The 21,403-nt window shown below is 38.4% G+C and carries 9 protein-coding genes; 3 read left to right on the forward strand and 6 right to left on the reverse strand.

The annotated features are described in order from the left end of the window. Positions 1-5: 5 nt before the first annotated feature. The 3 genes from LDB17_RS05725 to LDB17_RS05735 all read left to right on the forward strand — a co-directional run bounded on the left by LDB17_RS05725 (position 6) and on the right by LDB17_RS05735 (position 5,525). A complete protein-coding gene (locus LDB17_RS05725) occupies positions 6-3,431 on the forward strand; it encodes a DUF1080 domain-containing protein (protein WP_252637554.1) in 3,426 nt (1,141 codons plus the stop codon). A gap of 297 nt (positions 3,432-3,728) precedes the next feature. Further along, positions 3,729-4,850: a peptidoglycan bridge formation glycyltransferase FemA/FemB family protein gene (locus LDB17_RS05730; RefSeq protein WP_252637556.1), complete on the forward strand. Its 1,122-nt coding sequence runs from the start codon at positions 3,729-3,731 to the stop codon at positions 4,848-4,850. A gap of 129 nt (positions 4,851-4,979) precedes the next feature. Beyond that, entirely contained in the window at positions 4,980-5,525 is a 546-nt protein-coding gene (locus LDB17_RS05735) for a DUF2179 domain-containing protein (RefSeq protein ID WP_252637558.1), read from the forward strand. Between the two features lie 72 nt (positions 5,526-5,597). Here LDB17_RS05735 and LDB17_RS05740 read toward each other — a convergent pair whose 3' ends face one another. From LDB17_RS05740 to LDB17_RS05765, 6 genes are all read right to left on the reverse strand, one after another. After that, complete coding sequence (locus LDB17_RS05740) at positions 5,598-7,946, reverse strand: GH92 family glycosyl hydrolase (RefSeq protein ID WP_252637560.1); 2,349 nt, start codon at positions 7,944-7,946, stop codon at positions 5,598-5,600. A gap of 114 nt (positions 7,947-8,060) precedes the next feature. Next, on the reverse strand, positions 8,061-10,388 hold the full coding sequence (locus tag LDB17_RS05745) for a GH92 family glycosyl hydrolase (RefSeq protein ID WP_252637562.1): 2,328 nt from the start codon (positions 10,386-10,388) through the stop codon (positions 8,061-8,063). 1 nt (position 10,389) lies between these two features. Next, positions 10,390-11,511 (reverse strand): basic secretory family protein, encoded by a 1,122-nt coding sequence (locus LDB17_RS05750; protein ID WP_252637564.1) that lies wholly within the window; start codon positions 11,509-11,511, stop codon positions 10,390-10,392. A gap of 154 nt (positions 11,512-11,665) precedes the next feature. Continuing rightward, complete coding sequence (locus LDB17_RS05755; RefSeq protein ID WP_252637566.1) at positions 11,666-13,291, reverse strand: RagB/SusD family nutrient uptake outer membrane protein; 1,626 nt, start codon at positions 13,289-13,291, stop codon at positions 11,666-11,668. Between the two features lie 34 nt (positions 13,292-13,325). Then, a complete protein-coding gene (locus LDB17_RS05760) occupies positions 13,326-16,550 on the reverse strand; it encodes a TonB-dependent receptor (protein WP_252637568.1) in 3,225 nt (1,074 codons plus the stop codon). 449 nt (positions 16,551-16,999) lie between these two features. Beyond that, on the reverse strand, positions 17,000-21,013 hold the full coding sequence (locus LDB17_RS05765; RefSeq protein ID WP_252637570.1) for a two-component regulator propeller domain-containing protein: 4,014 nt from the start codon (positions 21,011-21,013) through the stop codon (positions 17,000-17,002). Between the last annotated feature and the right edge of the window lie 390 nt (positions 21,014-21,403).

Genomic DNA, 21,403 nt, shown 5'->3' on the forward strand with positions numbered 1-21,403 from the left:
TAATCATGAAAAAAATATACTCATTATTAGGCGTATTTCTGTTTTGTTCAGTGATGATATTTGCTCAATATTCGACAAACAGAACCGCTAAAACCATTGTTGCTGATGTTTTGGCACAAATGCCCGCTCAGCAAACTGAACAATATTATGCCCAGATAAAAGATTTGGCCTCTACAGGAGAAGAAGGTGTTTTGCTGTTGGTGAAGATGATGAATCCTTTAGGTAAAGGAGCTAATTCGCAAGTAGAATTTGCATTAAGCGGACTTTCTCACTATGTTTCTGCCGAAGGGATGGGAGATAAAAGACAAGTGGTGTCCGGCGCTTATATCAAAGCCCTTGATATGGTAAGTGATCGTGAGATCAAAGCTTTTATTATCCGCCAACTAGAGCTGATAGGTAAGGATGAGGCTGTTGCTAAACTGGCTACATACCTCAATGACGATTCTCTCTGTGGCCCTGCCGCCGCAGCCCTATCAGAGATTAACACGCCGTTGTCGCAAAAAGTATTGTTGAATGCTTTAAGTGCTTCTGTCGACGATAAGTCTTCGGAAAGTATTATTTTGGCATTAGCTAAACTGAAAGTAACCGATGCCGAAAATTCACTCAGACGATTGTTGGATACTAACGATACTGACAAAAAGAAAACTGTATTATATGCATTAAGCCAGCTTGGATCAAAGGCTTCTTTGCCGGATTTAGCCCTAGCAGCCGAAAAAGATAATTATACGATGGGGAAAAGTGGTGCTAACGAAGCCTATATTGCCCTCATCAAACGTGTACTGACTCAGGGAGATAAAAAAGAGGCCGAAAAAGCAGCCTCAGATCTGATGAAAAAAGCAGAAAAAGCAGGGCAGCTACAAACCCGTGCAGCAGCTTTGCAAATACTGATGGAGGCGAAGCCTGCAAATGCCTTGCAGCAACTGCAAAATGCACTGAAAGACGACAATAGTAATTACAGATATGCTGCGTTGACATACGCTTCTGACTACGCAGATAGCAAAATGTATGCGGAGTTGATTAAATTATTGAAAAAGGCAAAACCTGATGCACAGTTGGATATTCTCAACTGGCTCGGGGAGGAATCTGAATCGCAAAATAAGCGAAACGAAATAAAGCCCTTGATCATAGAACCTGCAATTGGATTTTTGACGGCAGGTAGCGCTGATATGAAAAAATCGGCAGCAAATATACTGGCTAAGACCGCAGATCCGAAGGCGATAGCAGCTCTTGCTTATTTATTGAACGATGCTGATCCTAAAACGGTAGCAATAGCCAAAGACGCATTGTCTGTTACAAATGGAGATATTGCTTCTGCCGTTGTTCCTGTAATAGCAGGAGCAAACGCAGCCGGAAAAGTAGCCGGATTGCAATTGTTGGCTGAGCGCAAATCTTCGGCTAATATAGCTACAGTGCTCGAACAAATCAATTCGACATCGCCGGATGTACAGACTGCTGCATATACAGCTCTCAAAGATGTGGTTTCGGCTGAAAACCTAAACCAATTATATGCTCTTCTTGAGTCTGCTTCTTCAGAAAATGTTCCTTATGTTCAGCAGGCGATTGCAAGTGCTCTCCAGTCATATTCAAAGGAGAAACAATATGATGTCATCATGGCTCGTATGGGGCAGGTGGGTAACGATAAACAGTATTTATATTATCCTGTGCTATCAAAGACGGGCGATGAAAAAGCATTGAGCTTTATTGTCGATCGTTTCAACAAAGAAAGTGGAGTGGCAAAGGATGCCGCTTTTCAGGCATTATCAGATTCGAAAGATACTGGTGCTGCGGCTGAGTTGCTTGCTATTTGCAAAAACAGAGCGGATATCCTGTATTTCGACAGGGCAATTAACCGATATATCCAATTAGTCGCTAATCCTAAGCTTACAGGAGAAAACAGGCGTTTGCTTCTTACCGATGCTTTGGAAATAGCACGCACTGATGGGCAAAAGAATAGTATTTTGTCTCAGTTGGGTAATACAGGTTCTTATCTGGCTTTGCTGCGTGCCGGACAATATTTGGACAGTAAGCCTTTGCAACAGGCTGCAGCAGATGCTGTGGCTAAAATAGCTTTAGGCAATAAAAATTATACAGGTAAGGTGGTAGAGGAACTGTTGAATAAGGTAATAGATGTATTGAGCAATGCTGACGCTGATTACCAGAAACAGGCTATCCGCAAACATCTGAATGAAATGCCGAAAGAAGAAGGCTTTGTTTCTATTTTCAACGGGAAAGACTTAGATGGATGGAAAGGCATCGTAGAAAATCCGATAGCCCGTGCAAAAATGAAACCGGCTGTGCTGGATAAAAAGCAACAAGCAGCCGATAAGGTAGCTGCAGAACATTGGAAAGCTGAAAATGGAATCCTTGTCTTCGACGGAAAAGGAGGAGATAACCTTTGCACTGTGAAGCAGTATGGCGACTTTGAAATGTATGTTGATTGGAATCTCGATCCTGCGGGGCCTGAGGCAGACGCCGGAATTTATTTGCGGGGAGTTCCTCAAGTGCAGATATGGGATGTATCACGTGTAAATGTAGGAGCTCAAGTAGGATCGGGAGGGTTGTATAACAACGAGAAAAATCCGAGAAACCCATTGACTTTGGCCGATAACAAGTTAGGTGAATGGAACACGTTTTACATTAAAATGGTAGGAGACCGTGTTACTGTAAAATTGAATGGAGTATTGGTAGTAGATAATGTGATTCTTGAAAACTACTGGGATCGCAGCCAGCCGATTTCGCCTATCGAGCAGATAGAACTGCAAGCTCATGGTAGTAAAGTATATTATCGTAATATATATGTTAAAGAATTGGAGAGGGCTAAACCTTTTGAGCTATCGGCAGACGAGAAAAAGGAAGGATTCAAGATTTTGTTTGATGGTACAAATATGCACCAATGGACAGGAAATACAACCGATTACCAATTGCAGGACGGCTGTATAGCCCTCGACCCGAAAGGTGGTCATGGCGGAAATCTTTATACAAAAGATGAGTTTGCAAACTTTATATACCGTTTCGAGTTTCAGCTTACTCCTGCGGCTAACAACGGGGTAGGTATCCGTACACCGATGGGTGTGGATGCTGCGTATGATGGTATGGAAATCCAGATCTTAGATCATGATAATCCTGTTTATAAAGATATCACACCATTGCAAGTACATGGTTCGGTGTATGGCATAATAGGGGCAAAACGTGCTAAGTTCAAACCGATGGGCGAATGGAACGAAGAGGAGATAATCGCAAATGGTAATCATATAAAGGTAACGCTCAACGGAGAGGTTATTCTCGATGGAGATATCAAAGAAGCAACCAAGAACGGAACAGCAGACGGGCATCAGCATCCCGGTTTGTTCAATCCGAAGGGGCATATAGGCTTCTTGGGGCATGGTTCGCCGGTTAAGTTTAGAAATATAAGGATTAAAGAACTGAAATAGGCTTTTTAGCAGGATAAAATAAGAGACTGCCTGAGTAGAGTTTTTCATCATCTCTCAGGCAGTCTCTTTTGTATTTAAATTTTTCCAAATTATCTTATATAAAGGCTTTTAGGTCTGAAAGAAGATAGGGGAAAGTGACAGGTCAAAAGATCTGCTAAAAGTGTCACTTTTGTCACCTTTTAGGGCTTAAGTGGTTGTAATATAGTGTAGTGTGTTTTCATGGAATTGTCACCTTTTGTATCTTGGCTGGTTTTACATTTTTATTATGCCTATCTTTGCAGCTATTTTGTGAAAATCATGGTAATTGAAGTATTTGAAAAAGAAATAAGAGACATAAACGATACACCGATTGTACAACAAACAGCCTTTTGGTCTGAGGTGAAGAGTCATCAGGGATTGGGTACCAAAGCTTTCGACTTTAAGGTAAAGAACAGAGATATATACACAAATGTAGGGGGACACTCATATACCAATGCTGATGTACTGGTGCTACAAAAGCCTTTAAACTCGGAATATAGCATGGCCTATGTGCCTTATGGCCCCGAGATAGAGCCGTCTGAAGAATTTCAAGGGCGATTTTTGGAGGAATTGTCTGAAATAATACGTTCTCATTTGCCTAAGAGTTGTATAGCTATCCGCTACGATCTCAACTGGCAATCACACTGGTGCGACGAGAGCAACTATGATGACCAAGGAATATGGATTGGACCTCCCGAAAAAAAATATCAAGAGTTTCAGCTAAACTATGGTACTGTAGAGTGGAATCTAAGAAAGAGCAATTCCGATATCTTACCATCTACTACTATATATCTTGATCTGAGTCTGTCGGAAGATGAAATTCTGATGCAAATGAAACCCAAGACTCGTTACAATATACGTCTGGCCGAAAAAAAAGGAGTCTGTGTCAAGCGTGTAGGATTGGATAAGATATCTATTTGGTACGATCTGTATAAAGAGACAGCTTTACGAAACGGTCTATATATAAATGATATAGAGTATTTCACCTCGGTGTTGACTGCAAAAGCAGATGATACTGCATCTCCGGCTCGGGTTGAACTCCTATTGGCGGAACACGAAGGAGAGCCTTTGGCTGCTATATTCCTGGTAATGTCGGGGCATAGAGGGACATATCTATATGGAGCTTCATCTTCTCGCAAGAGAAACTATATGCCGACTTACGCACTCCAGTGGGAAGCTATAAAAATAGCGAAGGAATATGGTTGTACCGAGTACGATATGTTTGGCGTTTCGCCGGGACCTGATCATTCCCATCCCATGTATGGACTCTATCAGTTCAAGACCGGATTTGGCGGAGAGCTTTTTCATCATCTGGGCTGCTGGGACTATCTGCTGGATGAAGAAAACTATCGCTATCTTTTGATCAGCGAGATGAATGCACAAGGCTACTACTTGTCTTGATATTCTCTAATTATCCTTATTTAAGGGTAAAGATATCTAATATAGATTAGTTTCTTCTCGTGTTGTTTAATATGTGAGAAGTGATATTTTGTATCTTTATATTTATTCAAAAAATAAAAAAGGATTATTATGTTTACCATTTTTGAGACTTATCCTTGGTTGTTGCCTGTGATGATTTTCTTTGGCCGGATATGTGATGTAACGCTAGGTACATTGCGTATCATCTTTGTATCGAAAGGTGAAAAATATAAAGCACCGATTGTCGGCTTTTTTGAAGTCTTTATCTGGGTTGTTATTATTTCTCAGATATTCTCCCAAGCCAATAGTCTGGTTGCTTATATTGCTTATGCTGCCGGATATGCTGCCGGTAATTATGTTGGTATCTTGGTTGAGAACAGGATTGCCTTTGGATATCAGTTGCTGCGTGTATACACAAAAAAAGAAGCATTGGAGTTAATAAAAGTGCTGAACAGCAAGGATATCGGAGCTACCTTTGTGAAAGGAGAGGGGGCTGTATCTCAGGTTCATATTGTGGAGATCGTCATAGGACGAAAATCGTTGAATGAAGTTATTGGTATAATCTCTGATTTTGATTCGAAGGTTTTCTATCTGGTTGAAGATATCAGATATAAGAAAGAGGGGATATTTACATTGAAAAACTTTGTGAGGAAGTAAGATAAAAAAGCCTGCCGATAAGATAATCGACAGGCTTAGTAATGTAGTGAAAACTAAGACTCCATTACAAGTCTAATTCTTTATATAGCGAAGTGTCTCCTTCGGCTTGGATAACGACGGTGCTACAGATTCATCCGAAGTACCCCATGATTTGTTCGGGTTGCTACCCAATACAAACTTAATGTCGGCTCCGTTCTTTATATCGTCGTAAGTAATATATGTCTTGTTATACTCCTTTCCATTGAGGAACATAGCCTGTATATAGACGTTTTGCTTACTATAATTTTCGGTGGTCATGGATATCTTCTTTCCATTTGCCAATGTAAGTTCTACAGCCTCCAGTCCCGGAGAACCTATTGCATAGATATTGCTTGACGGACATGTAGGATAGAATCCCATGCAGTTGAAGATATACCATGCCGACATTTGTCCGCAATCATCATTCCCGCTTAGGGCATCAGGCTTATTGCCATAGAAAGTATCGAGTACATAGCGTATCTTTTCCTGTGCCTTCCAAGGTTGTTTGATATAGTTGTAGAGGTATATTATCTGATGACAAGGTTCATTGCCATGCCAGTATGCACCAATTCTACCTTGAATATCATGTGCACCCGGAATATCATCAGGCAGTTCCATTGTGAACATAGAGTCGAGACGTTGTTCAAAAACATCACTACCCATCTCGTTTATATATCCTTGTACATCCTGAGGTACATACCATGTATATTGATAGGTAAAACCTTCGGTAATGTCTCCCCAGCCATGAACAGATCCCGGGCCTGTATAGGCTATCGCATCGAATGGTGTTCGCCAGTTGCCATGAGAGTCGCGTCCTCTCATAAACTTGCTTTCCGGGTCTATCAGGTTTTGGTAAGATAGAGAACGATTAAGGAAATATTTATAGTCTTCTTCCTTTCCTAATTTCTTGGCAGCCATAGCTACGCAATAATCGTCATAGGCATATTCCAATGTCTTCGAAACAGACTCACGCTCTTTGTCGAAAGGTACCCAACCCATAGCTGTGTATTCGGGTAAACAATCGTAATGCGGGTTCATCGCTGTTGTTTTCATTGCTTCATAGGCACGTTCGTAATGAAAGCCCTTGATGTCTTTTACTATAGCATCGGCAATAACCGAAACCCCATGATAGCCTATCATACACCACGTCTCATTTCCGTAGAAAGACCAGATAGGTAACATGTGCTCTACACTCTGGTCGTAATGAGCCAGCATGGAGTTGATCATGTTTGCATTTCTGTCAGGGTTTGTCAGGTTCAACAGAGGATGCTGAGCCCGGTATGTATCCCATAATGAGAACACGGTATAGTTGGTAAACTTGCTATCGGTATTACGGATATTCGAATCGTGCGCCCTGTATTTACCATCTATATCTTCATATATAAAAGGATGTAGCGAGGCATGATATACAGAGGTATAGAATGTTTCCAGTTGCTCTTTGGTTCCTTTTACTTTGTACTTGTTTAGTTCTTTAGCCCAGAGGATTTCTCCCTTCTTTCTGAGGCTGTCAAAGTTCTGATTATCCAGTTCTTCCAGATTGGCATAAGCTCCTGATGTGCCGGTAGAAGATATCGCAACTTTTACTTCTATCTCAGCTCCTTGCGCAGCATCAAAATCAAGCCATCCCATAATTTTAGTACCATAGGCTACTTTATCGCTACGGAAACGTTTTGTATCATAGATTACAGGTTTGCCGTCTTGCATGATACCTGATCGTTTGAATGGTTTGGAAAACTGTGCTACAAAATAAACATAGCGTTCAGGTCCCCATCCATTAACCAGCTTAAATCCGCAGATGGTTGAATCATTTTCTATTCTAAATTGAGACCATGCGGTTTTAAACCATTGTACATGATCCATATCTATCATCACAAAAGCACTATCTGTTTTGGGAAATGTGAATTTGAATATTCCGGATCGGATACCGGAAGTCATTTCAGCTTTCACATTATAATCCAACAGGTCTACTGCATAATAATTGGGTGATGCCCATTCTTTATCATGGCTGTATCGTGATCGGTATCCTTCATCGGGGTTCTCGTGTGTGCCCGCAGTGTATTTCTTTGTGCCTGTACCGGGTATAAATAAGAAGTCTCCCAGATCAGGGATTCCTGTACCACTAAGATGTGTAAGGCTGAATCCCATTATTGTCATATGGTTATATTTATAGCCCGCTGCAGCATCGTAATAGTCACAATCGGTGTCGGGACTTATTTGTATCCCTCCAAAGGGAATCTGAGCTCCCGGGTATACGTTACCAAATCCAGATGTACCAACAAAAGGGTTGACATAGGTATTTAATGTCATATTTACAGCCATGTCTTCTGTTGGTGTCTTCTGACTACAAGATAAGACTGTGAGATTTATAATAAGAATGGCAGCGGCCCGAAACAGTTTATTCATAATCTTCGTAATAAAGTTGAGAGTTTGTTTGCTATGGAGTTTGGATATGTATTGTTCCAAACTCCAGACCTAGCAAACGGAATAAATAGATGACTCTTATCTTAGTGTAACAAGTTATTTAGAAAGAGAATACGGCTTTTCGTCTTCATTGAACAGCCTTTTTTTGTTTGGAGTTGACGACATTTCGAATGTAAGCTCAGCTCCATTTTTGATATCATCATAATTGATATAAGCTTTTGTATACGGTTTACCATTTAGCTTTACCGATTTTACATAGCGCATTTTATCGCTTACTTTATCTGCTTTTATTTCCAGATAGCGTCCTTCTCCTAAGTTTACTTTCATGTAAGGAAAATAAGGAGCTCCCAGAATATATTGGTTTGTACCCGGACAAACAGGATAAAAGCCCATCGCAGAGAATATATACCAGGCTGACATCTGTCCGCAATCATCATTGCCACAGAGACCATCGATGCTATTGCGATACATACGATTCATAATTTCCCGTACCCAGTACTGTGTTTTCCAAGGCTGCGAAGTCCAAGCATACAAATATGCTATGTGGTGACTTGGTTCATTGCCATGTACATAATTACCCATAACGCCTTCGCGGGTAACATCTTCTGTTTCTGCGAAAAACTCATCAGGTAAGTGCATGGTGAAAAGTGAGTCGAGGCGTTGTACAAACTGTTTGTCGCCACCCATTTCTTTGATAAGCCCTTTTACATCATGCGGAACAAAAAATGAATAGTTCCATGAATTGCCTTCAATAAAACCTTCTCCATGTGTGCTTAGCAGGTTGTATGGTGTTTTCCACTCACCGTTGCTTAAACGAGCACGTACAAAACCTATTTGATGATCGAATACGTTTCTGTAATTCAAAGCCCTTTTCTGATAAGCATCTGCTACAGATTGGTTACCTATTTTTTTAGCGGTATTGTATATTGTCCAATCGTCGTACGAATATTCAAGGGTGATGGATGAGCCACTTCCATTTCTGTCAACAGGGACATAGCCAAGCTTTTTGTAATATCCTGTACCATCATAGTAATCGAGGTTAGAACTACTTATCATCGCTTCCAACGCTTTGTCTTTGTCTATGTTCAAACCCTTATCCAAAGCATCTGCTAAAACAGATACAGAGTGATAGCCGATCATGCACCAGTTTTCGTTGCCCATGTGAGACCAAACAGGTAATGCTTTGTGAACGCTTTGTTCGTAATGAGCGATCATCGATTTTACAATGTCGGTGCTTCGCTCTCTGTTGATGAGATTGAATAATGGGTGGAGGGCCCTAAAGGTATCCCATACAGAAAAGATAGTATAATTAGTAAAGCCTTTAACCTGATGTATGTTATGGTCTATACCTCTATACTGCCCATCCACGTCCATATATACTGAAGGATTAATCATCGTGTGATACAATGATGTGTAGAACATTGTTTTCTTATCAATGTCTCCTGTTATATCTACTACGTTCAATTCTTTGTTCCATTTTGCTGTTGCTTCTGCGGCTATCTGGTCGAAAGATTTTCCTTTCGTTTCAGCCTCAAGATTTTTTATTGCTCCTTGCGTACTCACTGCCGACAAAGCTACTTTTATAACAAGAGGAGCTGACGCATTATTATCGAATTCCAGATGAGTAACAATTTTTCGTCCGGCTATTTCAGGAAAATTATTCTGTAAGTCAAACTTCCTCCAGAATCCTGAGTATTTAGGTTTTTCTTTATCTACATACCCATATTTTTTTATTGGCTTAGATAAAGAGATCGCAAAGTAGGTATAGTTTTCTCTAGCCCAACCATTCGTGATACGATAGCCTGTAATCAGCGTGTCGTTTTCAACTCTCAGGCTTGCCCAAAGAACTTTTCCGTCATAATTATAGATTCCGTGTGTAAGATCCAATAATATTTTCTGAACCTCACCTTCGGGGTATGTGTATTTATGTACGCCAACACGTTCTGTTGCTGTTAGCTGTGCTTTTACTTTATAGTCGTCGAGGACAACTTCATAATATCCGGGGCGTGCCTTTTCTGTATCATGCGAATAGCGAGACCGATATCCTGAATCGGGTTTGTCGGCTGTGCCGGGGTTAAATTTGAGTGGTCCTGTTACGGGTACGATTAAAATATCTCCTAAGTCGGAATGTCCTGTCCCACTAAGGTGTGTATGACTAAACCCTACAATGGTTTTGTCGTCGTGCTGATATCCGGCACAATATTTATATGTGTCTTTCTGATATACACCGTTTATACTATGAGGTATAGTATCCGTGTCCGGGCTTAACTGTACAATGCCATGAGGAACACAAGCTCCCGGGAACGTATGTCCCATCTTTACAGTGCCAATCATGGGGTTGACATAGGATGTCTTCTCTTGTCCGGATACCATACCACACAAAATGTATAAAGAAAAAGTGAGGACAATTTTGTTGAATTGCATATTATTTTTTAGCGTTATTAATTAAATATTCCTGATATTCATTCCACATGCCTTCGATGCTCGCTTCGGGTCCGAAAACTTTCTTGATAGCGCCATCAAAACTCCATACATCCATATCTCTTACTGTAAGGTGAAATTTTCGGATTGCATCCGGGTCTTTAGTGGTGAGCCACTGTATAAAAAATCCTGTGGTGCGGTAACCATCCATCCAGTTGCCTCCGGGTTTGCGTGTACTCATATCAAAGAGTCCAGCTTCGGCTCTCACTGCATCGGCGATGCCTTCGATACATGCCCAGAAAGTTTTATTATTGCCGTAGTTTCCAATGCCTTTTGGTTCAAACTGGTAACCATGTGTCAATTCGTGATAAAGAACGCCACGTGTTTCGAAATCTAATTTATGTAATGATTCTTTAGCTGATTTTTCTATGTGCTGTGTGCTATACACTATATTTATATTAGGAGAACTGCCTCCTTTAGCCGAAACTCCGTTGTAATCTTTCAGTGTATAATCTATTTCCTGTACATCTACCATTGGATCATTAGCTGTATAATACAATATTTCGGCTACCTTTTGGGTATGGTATTTTACATACTCGTCAGGATTCTGCACTAGCTGATGATATATCTTATTACCCTCAGTATCGGGATCGAGAGACTCAAATACTACTTTGGGATATTTGAAGTTTTCCCAACCAGCTTTTAAGTTTTTAGTTGATAATACAACTTCTGCAATCTTCAGCGTGTCATTGTTGGACGTTTTGGCCTCCAGCATATAATATTTGTATGTTGCAGGCTTTTGTACTACACATAATATTTCCTGAAAACGTGAACAAAAAATCTGATCTTTTCTCTCATCTACTATTGTCCATTTTTTTCTATCGTTCGATCCTTTTATAGTCCAGTTAGTAGGATCATAAGCAGGGAGCTCCCCTGTAGAGTATATTTTATAGCTTAACACAGGCGTGGTATATTCTGTATCAAATACAATTTGATTCAGTTGCCTTTTTCCTGTGTAAGATGTTGTAAGGTCATTATCCAACAATTCTTTCGGATTCGTTGATAATGATTGGCTTTGACATGCTAAAAAAGGAACAAGTAGAACAGATAATATTAGCTTTTTCATTATATTCTGTCAATTGTTTTGAGAAATAAAAGAGATACTTGTTTTCGTAATTTATAGTTAAACAACCTGCAATTCCTTTATTGCAATCGGAATTGCAGGTTATTAATTTTATATAGGTTTCAAATAAGATTCACTATTTGTAAGAATCTTTATTTTAATTCCATCCTGGATTCTGATGTCCTTGCAGAGAAGGATTAGCTTGCATTTCACTTAATGGAATAGGCCATAATAGAGCATATTCAGGAATTGCGCCAACTTTAGTACTTCCGTCAGGTTTGTTTTGGATTTTTGCCGTTGCAAGTGCTACCCATTTTAGCTTACCTGATTGGTTGCCATCAGCTTCCGGGTACAAACGAGTACGACGAATATCATCCCATATCTTGAACTCTAATGGGAATTCGTGGAAACGCTCAGTTAAGATAGACTGTATCAACGCATCGCCAGCAGCAGTTTCATCTGCTAGTCCGGCACGTTTACGTACTTGGTTAAGATAAGTTCTAGCATCACCTTCTTTTCCTGTACGTGCAAGACCTTCAGCAGCAATTAACAATACTTCTGCATAGCGGAATGTAGGCATGTTGTAGTCACCATCTTTACCTGTTTTTAGAGCATTTTCATCAAGCCAAGCCCAGTTTCCAACATTGTTTAATGTGCTTGTTATAGTATTTTCACCTATCTTGTAAGTATATTCTCTGAAGAAGAATTGTTTTTCATGTCCGCGGATATCACCAGGGGCATAACTATTGATCAACATATCGCAAGGCAAGTATGCATTATACAAAACGTCTCCACCCGGTTTGAAAATGCCCCATTGGAAAGCATCTGTTCCAATTGAACGACAAGCATAAGAGTTACCTACATTGTAACTGGTTTGGTTGTATTCTTTGGCATAGATAATTTCATTCGAAGATTTTGTTGTTTTAATGACGTTGTAAGCAGAATTAAGGTCATCACTACTTCCTTCTGGTTGTATAAGAGCATGTTGTCCACCATTCACAACTTCAAGGGCCATGTTAGCTGCTTTAGTATAATATTCGTTTCCGCCATTGAGAGGAGCACCTGCCCATTGTAAGTATACTTGAGCTAGAAGCGTTTGTGCCATTGGTTTAGTTACATAGCAACTATTAGCATAAAATGCTTTGTTTGCTAATACATCTCCTGAGATGATGCTAAGCAAATCTTCTTCGATGTGTTTGTATACATCCACAGCAGGAGTACGTTCTACATATATACCATCCAAAGATGTATAAGGCTTGTCTACATAAGGAACATCACCAAATTCTTTTACCAGATAATAATAAGCGTATGCTCTGAAGAACTTACCTTGTGCAACAAAGTTATTTATTTGCGCTTCACTTAATACGTTAGTCATTGTCGGAATATTGGCAATAACAAAGTTTGCACGCGAAATACCGATATAGAACTCAGACCAAAGCTTTCTTGCTGTAGCATCGAATGCTTCAATATTAAAGTTACCTCCTTCGGAAGCAGTCGTAAACGTTCTATCTTTACGTTTGTCAACAAACAAGCCGGACATGATACCGCCCCACATAGTGGCTTTAGGTGTCCAACCTCCATCAACATCAATATTATTCAAATATGGAACTCCACCGAAGTAAAGTGCATTTACAGCTGTTTTAGCATCAGATTCTGTTTTCCAGAACTGACCTGCAGTTTTTTCATCCAGCGGCTCTTCTTTCAAGAAGCCATCACATGAACTCATTACTAATGATAATGTAATCATGCAAAAGATGGATATGTATATTTTATGCAATTTCATATGATTATGAATTTATTGTTTTTATTACTATAAATTAGAATGCTACATTAAGACCAAACGTGAATGTTCTTGGACGTGGATATGTAAAGAACTGGCGGTTGGTACCCCACTTGTTGTCACCTAAACGAGATGAGTTGTCAGGATCATATCCTAAATAGTCAGATGATGTAAGTAGGAAAGCGTTGTTCACACTAGCATATAAGCGTAATGAAGAAAGACCCACTTTGTTGATGATTTTAGGATTGAATGTATAACCAAATTGGATTAGGTTTACGCGTAGGTAAGAACCATCAGCAACCCAAGTATCGTCAGCTTGATTGTTTGCACCTTGACCAAAGTTGTTCAAGCGAATAGCTTGTGCTGTACCTGTAGGATTCAGCGTTGGGTGCCATGCATCTTTGTAAAGACGAGTAAGACCACTAGTTAAGAAACGAGCCTCTGTAGAGTGGAAGAACTCTTGCATAACATCCACACCCCATTGGAATTGCAGATCTAAAGTTAGATCGAATCCTTTATATCTGAAGGTGTTGATGAATGATCCGGTCCAATCAGGTAAACCATTACCAAGAATCTGACGTTGTTTATATGTAACTTTTTCACCAATAGTTGAAGGTATGTTCATTGTTTCAGCATCCCAGTTAGAAGGAACTCCATCATAGATACCGGCACGTTTGTAACCGTAGAAAGTAGAAAGTTCTTCACCTTCGCGGATTAACATGTCATAACCAACAAAACCATCAAGAAGGATTTGGCGTTTGCCTGTAATAGGATCCACAGACGAACTTGGGTCTAGTTTTTCTACACGGTTTTTATTGTAGTTCACATTTAGAGTTGTATTCCATTGGAAGTCACGAGTGTCAATCGGATATGCATTAATCAATAAGTCCAAACCACGGTTCGAAACTTCTCCTACGTTTGTTGTAATAGAAGAGTATCCTGTTGATAGAGGTATAGGGCGACTAAGCAATAGGTCGGTAGTGTACTTGTGGTAATATGATGCTTCTAAGTTCAGTCTGTTGTTGAACAAACCAAGATCAATACCGAAATCTAACTGATTCGTTTTTTCCCATTTCAGATCCGGATTAGGCATTCTGCTCATATAAGATACAGTTTGCAAGCCGTTACCTATAATAGTAGTTGATTGTCCGATAGTAGCTAATGATGCATAGGTACCTATTTCAGAGTTACCTGTTACACCAAATGATGCATGCGGTTTCAGTTTACTTATGATCTGATTGTCTTTCAAGAAATTTTCATTAGAAGCCATCCATCCCAAACCGATTGAAGGGAATAGTGCATACTTGTTATTGTCTCCGAACTTAGACGCTCCATCATAACGACCTGTAACTGTAGCCATATACTTATTGTCATAAGAGTATGCACCACGTACGAAATAAGAGTTCATTGTCCATTTATCGTGATCGTTACCTACAGAAGGGCGATCTTCACCTTTACCTAAGTTGTAGTAACCATAAAAGTCATCCGAGAATTTACTTCCTGAAGCACTGAAATATGTATAGTTACGTTCTTGCCAAGACATACCTGCCATCGCATTGATATAATGCTTTCCTAATGTCTTATTGTAAGTCAGGTATGTTTCTTCTTGCCAATACAATGTATTAGAATTGTTTGCAGAAGCAGAACCTGTAGAACTTTGATTGATTAGTGGACGTGGAGTGAACGGTGTGTAATTGGTATTACGGTTGTTCTGATAGTCAATACCAAGCTGTGTTTTTAAATCAAGACCTTTTGCAAGATGGAAAGTTAAAGCTGCATTACCAAATATTTGCGTTTTGTATTGCATAGCTTGGATGCGCTCAAGCAACTCAACCGGGTTACCAACACCTTCAGGGCTAAATCCTTGCTTTCCGCTGTCAGGATTATTTTGATCATTTAGAATAGAGTTTGTTTTAATGATATTTGTTTGAGTATATACTCCATCCAGTTCAACAGGCAAGAATGGCAACTGTTCGATCATTGTACGTAAAGCACCTTGACCGTATGGGTTGTCCGAAGTTCTGTTACCCCAAGTATGATTTACTAATAAGTTGATACCTGTTGACAACCAGCTTGTTGGTTTGTCGTCATAAGCTAATTTTGCATTCAAACGTTTGAAATAAGAATTACGCATGATACCTTGTTGGTCGGTATAGTTTAAGAATGCACCTACAGAAGAGTTTTCGTCACCACGTTGGATACTTAACTGATGATTGTGCGAAAATGCTGTTCTGCTTGCTTCTTTCTGCCAATCTGTATCATATATAGGAGTACCGTCCGAATTGAACAAGCGTGGGTCTGTGAAGATTTGAGAAAGGTCTGTAGTAAAGTTTTTACCTTGCCAAGCATTGGCATTTTCCAAACCTTGCTTAAATGCAGCCATCCATTCGCTAGAATTCATAACATCCATATATCTGGACATTGTGCTAACAGATAGTGAACCGTCGTAGGAAATACGAGCACGTTTTCCTGTATTGCCACCACGTTTAGTTGTTACTAGGATAACACCATTTGCTCCACGTGCACCATAAATAGCGGCTGATGATGCATCTTTCAATACTTCGATAGACTCAATGTCATTTGGATTAAGATATTGGAAGTTTGACATAACCACTCCGTCAACTACATATAATGGACTTGCAGAAGCATTAATGGTAGAGATACCGCGGATGATAACACGTACTTCTCCTCCGGGTTGTCCGGTATTAGAGAAAATGTTTACACCGGCAGCTTTACCTTTTAATCCTTCAAGGGCATTAAATGATTGATTTTTTACGATATCGCTACCTTTAGCAGTAGATATAGATCCGGTTACATCCGATTTACGCATTGTACCGTAACCTACTACGACTACTTCTTCCAAGGCTTTAGCATCTTCTACTAATACCACGTTGATACTTGTTTTTCCACCTACAACTATTTCTTGTGTATGGAATCCTATGAAAGAAAATACAAGTGTTGAGTTTGAATTTGGTGCAGTAATAGTATATGCACCGTCTAGATCTGATATTGTTCCTGTTGTAGTACCTTTAACAACAACGCTTACGCCGCTTAATGGCTCGCCGGTTTCATCTTTTATTGTGCCTTTCACAGTGATGTTACTCTGTTCAATGCTTTTGCTTTCATTTGCATCCTTTACGGCTGCAGGAGCTGAAGCAGATGAGTACTGAAAGATCATGAGAGAAAGAAATAGAAAAAGTGCCTTTCTGACATAATCCTTGTAGTAACTTTTAGAAGTATTACTTGCAGATTTTTTTCTCATAATATGATTTTTATTAAGTTAACTTGTAATTAGTTATTTGAGACATTCGTCTCTGTTTTGGATTTAAAATGAGTTGGTTTTAATGAATGTTACATAAATTCTAGGTTTTAGAGGTTAATATTATAGGGAGTGTAATGTATTTTCCTTTGTCTTGATATACCTGAAAGTTGTTTTATAAACCTTTTACCTATCTGTAAGTCTTTAAATTTCTAGGTTGATAATTGATGTTTTATGTCTTTCTGTTTTCCATGGACAATTCTTATATTGTATATAATATCTTTAAGAATTCCTCTGAGCTATTTTAATGTTTATTCCAATAAGGAATATGCAATGTTAATATTTCTGTATGTTTATTTCTTTATCTTAAAAGCTGAAAAAGGTATCCTTATTTACATGATGTAAACGAGGATACCTTTTTGGTTTTTTAGGATACTATTCGGTCTGTCTAGTTATTTTTGCTGCCTGTATTCCTTAGGGGTCATATTGTATTTTTTTGAGAACTCTCTATAGAAGTAAGATTTGTTATTTATCCCCACCTTATATATAATCTCTTGAATGGTGAGGTTTGTTGTGATTAATAATTTTGCAGCACAAGTAAATCTGTAATCTTTTATAAAATCACTTGGTGTAAGTGATGTTATTTTCTTAAATCTTCGGTACAGATTCCGTGTATTTGTACCAAGCTTTTCTGCTATTAACTCCGGTCTAAGATTCTCTTCTTCGATATTACTGTCTATTATCGAAATAACGGACTCCATAAACTCTTTATCTTCCTGATGTATTACTTGCCCATCCGAATACTCAAGTGCACTTTCGGGTGAATAGTAATAGTCTTTTAGTTTCTTCTTCGTATTTAGAAGACGATTTATCACAGAGCGCAAAAAGAGTGGGGAAAATGGTTTTGTAAGATATGCATCTGCCCCAACATCGAGACCTTCAGATTGATCTACATCACTAATCTTTGCTGAGATAATAACCAAAGGGATGTGTCTGGTTATTTTGTCTGATTTTATTTGGTTTATCAGTTCCAGCCCGCTCACCTCAGGCATCATGATATCAGTGATGATCAGTTCCGGCATTTGGCTTTCTATTTGTCTAAGCGCTTCGTTTGCATTGTTAGCTCCTTTGATAATATATTCGTCTGATAAAATATCATTGATGAGCCATATTATATCTTCATTGTCATCTACAACGAGTATTATTGGTTTAGAACTCTTGCCTGAGTTGTCATCCGGTACAACGTTTACCGACTCTTGAAGAGTAGCAACAGGTACTTCTTTTATTTCTAGTCGAGGCAGTTCCACAATAAACTCTGCATATTTATTTACTTCACTTTCTACTTTTATGTTCCCTTGTAATAGCTCAACAAGGCTTTGGCAAATAGACAGCCCTATTCCATTCCGCGAAGATGTACGAGAGTATTGGTTGTCACTCCCTATTTCTTCAAGGATGCTATAGCGGTCAAATATAATCGGAATTTTAGAAGCCTCAATTCCCTTTCCTGTGTTGTATACTTTTAGGGTTAAGGTATCGTTGTCTGTCATTAAGGTAACTTTGACTTCTCCACCTTCTTTTGTGTATTTAAATGCATTGGATACAAGGTTGGTGTATATTCTATTGAAACATATTATATCTGTATTCCAAAGTAGCTTATCCGGTACTTGTAGGTTGAATCGTATTTTATTTTGCTCGGCAATAGAAAAGAATGACTGAGACTGTTTCGTTATTTGTTCGGCAACAGGAGCATTCTTTATTATATGGAGGTTGTATTTGGATTCTTCTAATTTTCTGAAATCGAGTATTTCTTGGATAAGCTCGTTTAGATTATCGACATTGTTGCGCAAGATCTCGATATACTTATGAAAGTTATTATCCATATTTGGGGTTTTCTCTATGCGATCGGTCACTCCATTTATAAGAGTTAGCGGAGTACAAAACTCATGAGTAACATTTGTGAAGAAGTCTAGTTTAGCTTCTATCAACTTCTCTTTTTGTTCTTCTTCTATTTTATTCGCTAGTTGTATTTGCTTGTTTATTATTTTTTTGCGAATCATATAAATGATATATGCGCAAACAAGCAAGAATAAGCATGCATATCCAACTATTGCCCATGTGGTGAAATACCAAGGAGGTAATTTCTTTATATGGAGGGTGTAGAATCTTTCATCGGAATTGAACACGTCGTTCTTATATCTAACTTTCAAGACATAGTCTCCTGAAGGCAGATTGGTGAATGTTATCTCATTTGACTTTTGTAAATCTGTCCATTCATTATTGTAGTCTTCCAGCATATAAGAATATTCGTAGTTTTCTCCATCGATATAGTCTACCGCTATAAATGAGAGGGTAAAAGCTGCGACATTAGCAGGGATTTCGAGATACTTCGTGCTGTTGTTAATGTAATTTGACAAGGGACGATCTTCTCCTGATATTTTTAATCCAAAGAAATAAAGATCAGGTCTATAGCTGTTCTCAAAACTATATCCGGGCTCTAGCCATGTGAGTCCGTTTATACCACCAAAGAAAAGTCGCCCTGTATATGGGCAATGCCAGTAGGCATCATCAGAAAATTCAAAGACTTTTAGATCAGGAAATGTATAGTTGTGGAAAAAGTCGTTATGCGGATTATACTTAGCCAGTCCTTTATTTGTACTTAGCCATATACAGCCTTCTTTATCTTCTAGTATCCCGTGTATCATATCATTTATGATGCCACTTTTTCTGTCAAATTGCTTGATTGTATGATTTCCGTTTTTGAAAAACTGCATTTGAGTTAGGCCTGAGCTGGCTCCGAAATAAAAAACAGAGTCTTTACTCTGATAAACGCTTAAGACATCACCAATAGCAGTACTTTCTGCTTTATTGATCGGAATAAATTCGTATTGTTTGTTCGTGATGTTAAACCGTGTTACTCCATAACCACCTCTATTCCCTATAAATAATGTTGATTTTCCGTCATAAGTCATAGAGTGGAACTCGTTGCATGTCTTATCGTTTTTCTTCGGAAAAAAGGCATTTATCGATTTAACTTCAACTGTTGGAGCCTGATTGTCAACAACAACTTCCAATAAACCATTTCCGGCTGTGGCCATCCATAATGTGGAATCATTTACTTCACATATTGAATGAACTTTACCTATTGTGTTCGGAGTCTTATTTATCGCTGTCTTTATTTTATTGTCTTTGTACGAATAATAAGAAAGTCCCGGGCCTTCTGTCCCTAACCAGATTAAGTCTTTCTTTTTACTTCGTAAAAAACAGAATACAAGGTTGCTGACTAGTCCTTCGGTTGTTGTGTAATGGATTATTTCCGATGATGGGATTTTTACATTATTCAACTTATCGTAATTCTTAATCAAAAAAATACCGTCACCTTTTGTTCCTACCCAAAGATTGTTGTGTTCGTCGGTATATATCGAACGAACAGGTTTTTGACTATCGAATGGTAAATGTTCGAGCAGTATATTCCCAAACATATCGTGATTCTGATAGAACATTTCTACTCCTTTGCCATCTGTTCCAAGCCATAGTATATCTTGTTTATTATCTTTTAATAAGCAAAAAACACCTATCCCGCTGGTTATAACTTCCGGTCTATAGTGGTCTTCTATATTCAATTTTACTACGCCATTGTTTTTGAACGCGATATATACGTCATATTTGAACGATGTTATTCTTGCTATACCGCCATTTTTGGCTGTAAGTTGCGATATATCTGATAATAATATTTTTTTTGAAGCAATTATGTCATATAGGTATAGCTTTTGATCTTTATCAACGAAGTAAATCTTATTGTTCTCATAAGATGCATAATCTATATTTTTATCATGCATTGTTATTTCATGAGTCTTTAGTTTTATATCCGAATCCTGCTTCTTAGAATATTCAATATTAAGGAGCTTCCCATTGTTTGTAATCAGATAAAGTTTATCATTCTTAGTAAAGAAAATATCTTTTATCGTTTCAGCGTCAGCCTCAGGGAGATGGATGTCTTGGAATCTTTTCAAGTCGGAAGATGATGAATAATAGGAAATATATCCTCGTTTGCATATAACCCATGTATTGCCTTTACTGTCTGCGGCTAATAGTTTTGCTTCGGGGCATTCTGGGTGAGACTCTGTTACTCGCCTGTCTTTTAACGAGAATCTGTTAAGTCCAAGAAATGTGGATATCCACAAATGGTCAGCATCTGCTTGCGAAATTTTATGTATGATATTGCTGCAAAGTGAATATTCGTTGTCTAGTTCGAACCGATACACATAAAGGTTTTTTCCATTGTATAGATTAAGGCCATCATATGTACCAAACCACATATATCCATTTTGATCTTGGTACATACATAATACAGCGTTATTTGACAGGTCAAGGTTTCCGACTCTGTGAGCCCCATATGCAGCATATGAACTCAGAGTTGAAAATACAGAGAACCAGCAAATAAGAAATAAGGTGGTTGATTGTTTCATTCTCGAATTGTATGGTGGTTTTAGTGCATTACACGAATAACAAGGTATCCATGAATATGTTTCTTCATGAGTTAGAGAAACTAAATTATCTTATAGTTATATAGCCTAACAGAGTATTTGAAGAACAAAGAATTTAGAGCATTTAATTTACAAAAATAAGAGATAATATTGTAAAAATATAGTTAAATCGTTCGAGATTTAAACTTTTATAATATTCTGAATATAAAAATGGTTGACATAAAACTCTTTAATTGTATTGCAGTAATATTAACTCGGTATTCATTTGATTATGCATGCATTACTGATATAAATAATTCCAATGTTTTTCTTCAGTATTTATTTTACACGTTAAGCCTAAATATTTTCTAAATATAATAAAATCTTTAAAAT

This window comes from Dysgonomonas sp. Shenzhen-Wh21 (assembly GCF_043392705.1).
GTDB lineage: Bacteria > Bacteroidota > Bacteroidia > Bacteroidales > Dysgonomonadaceae > Dysgonomonas.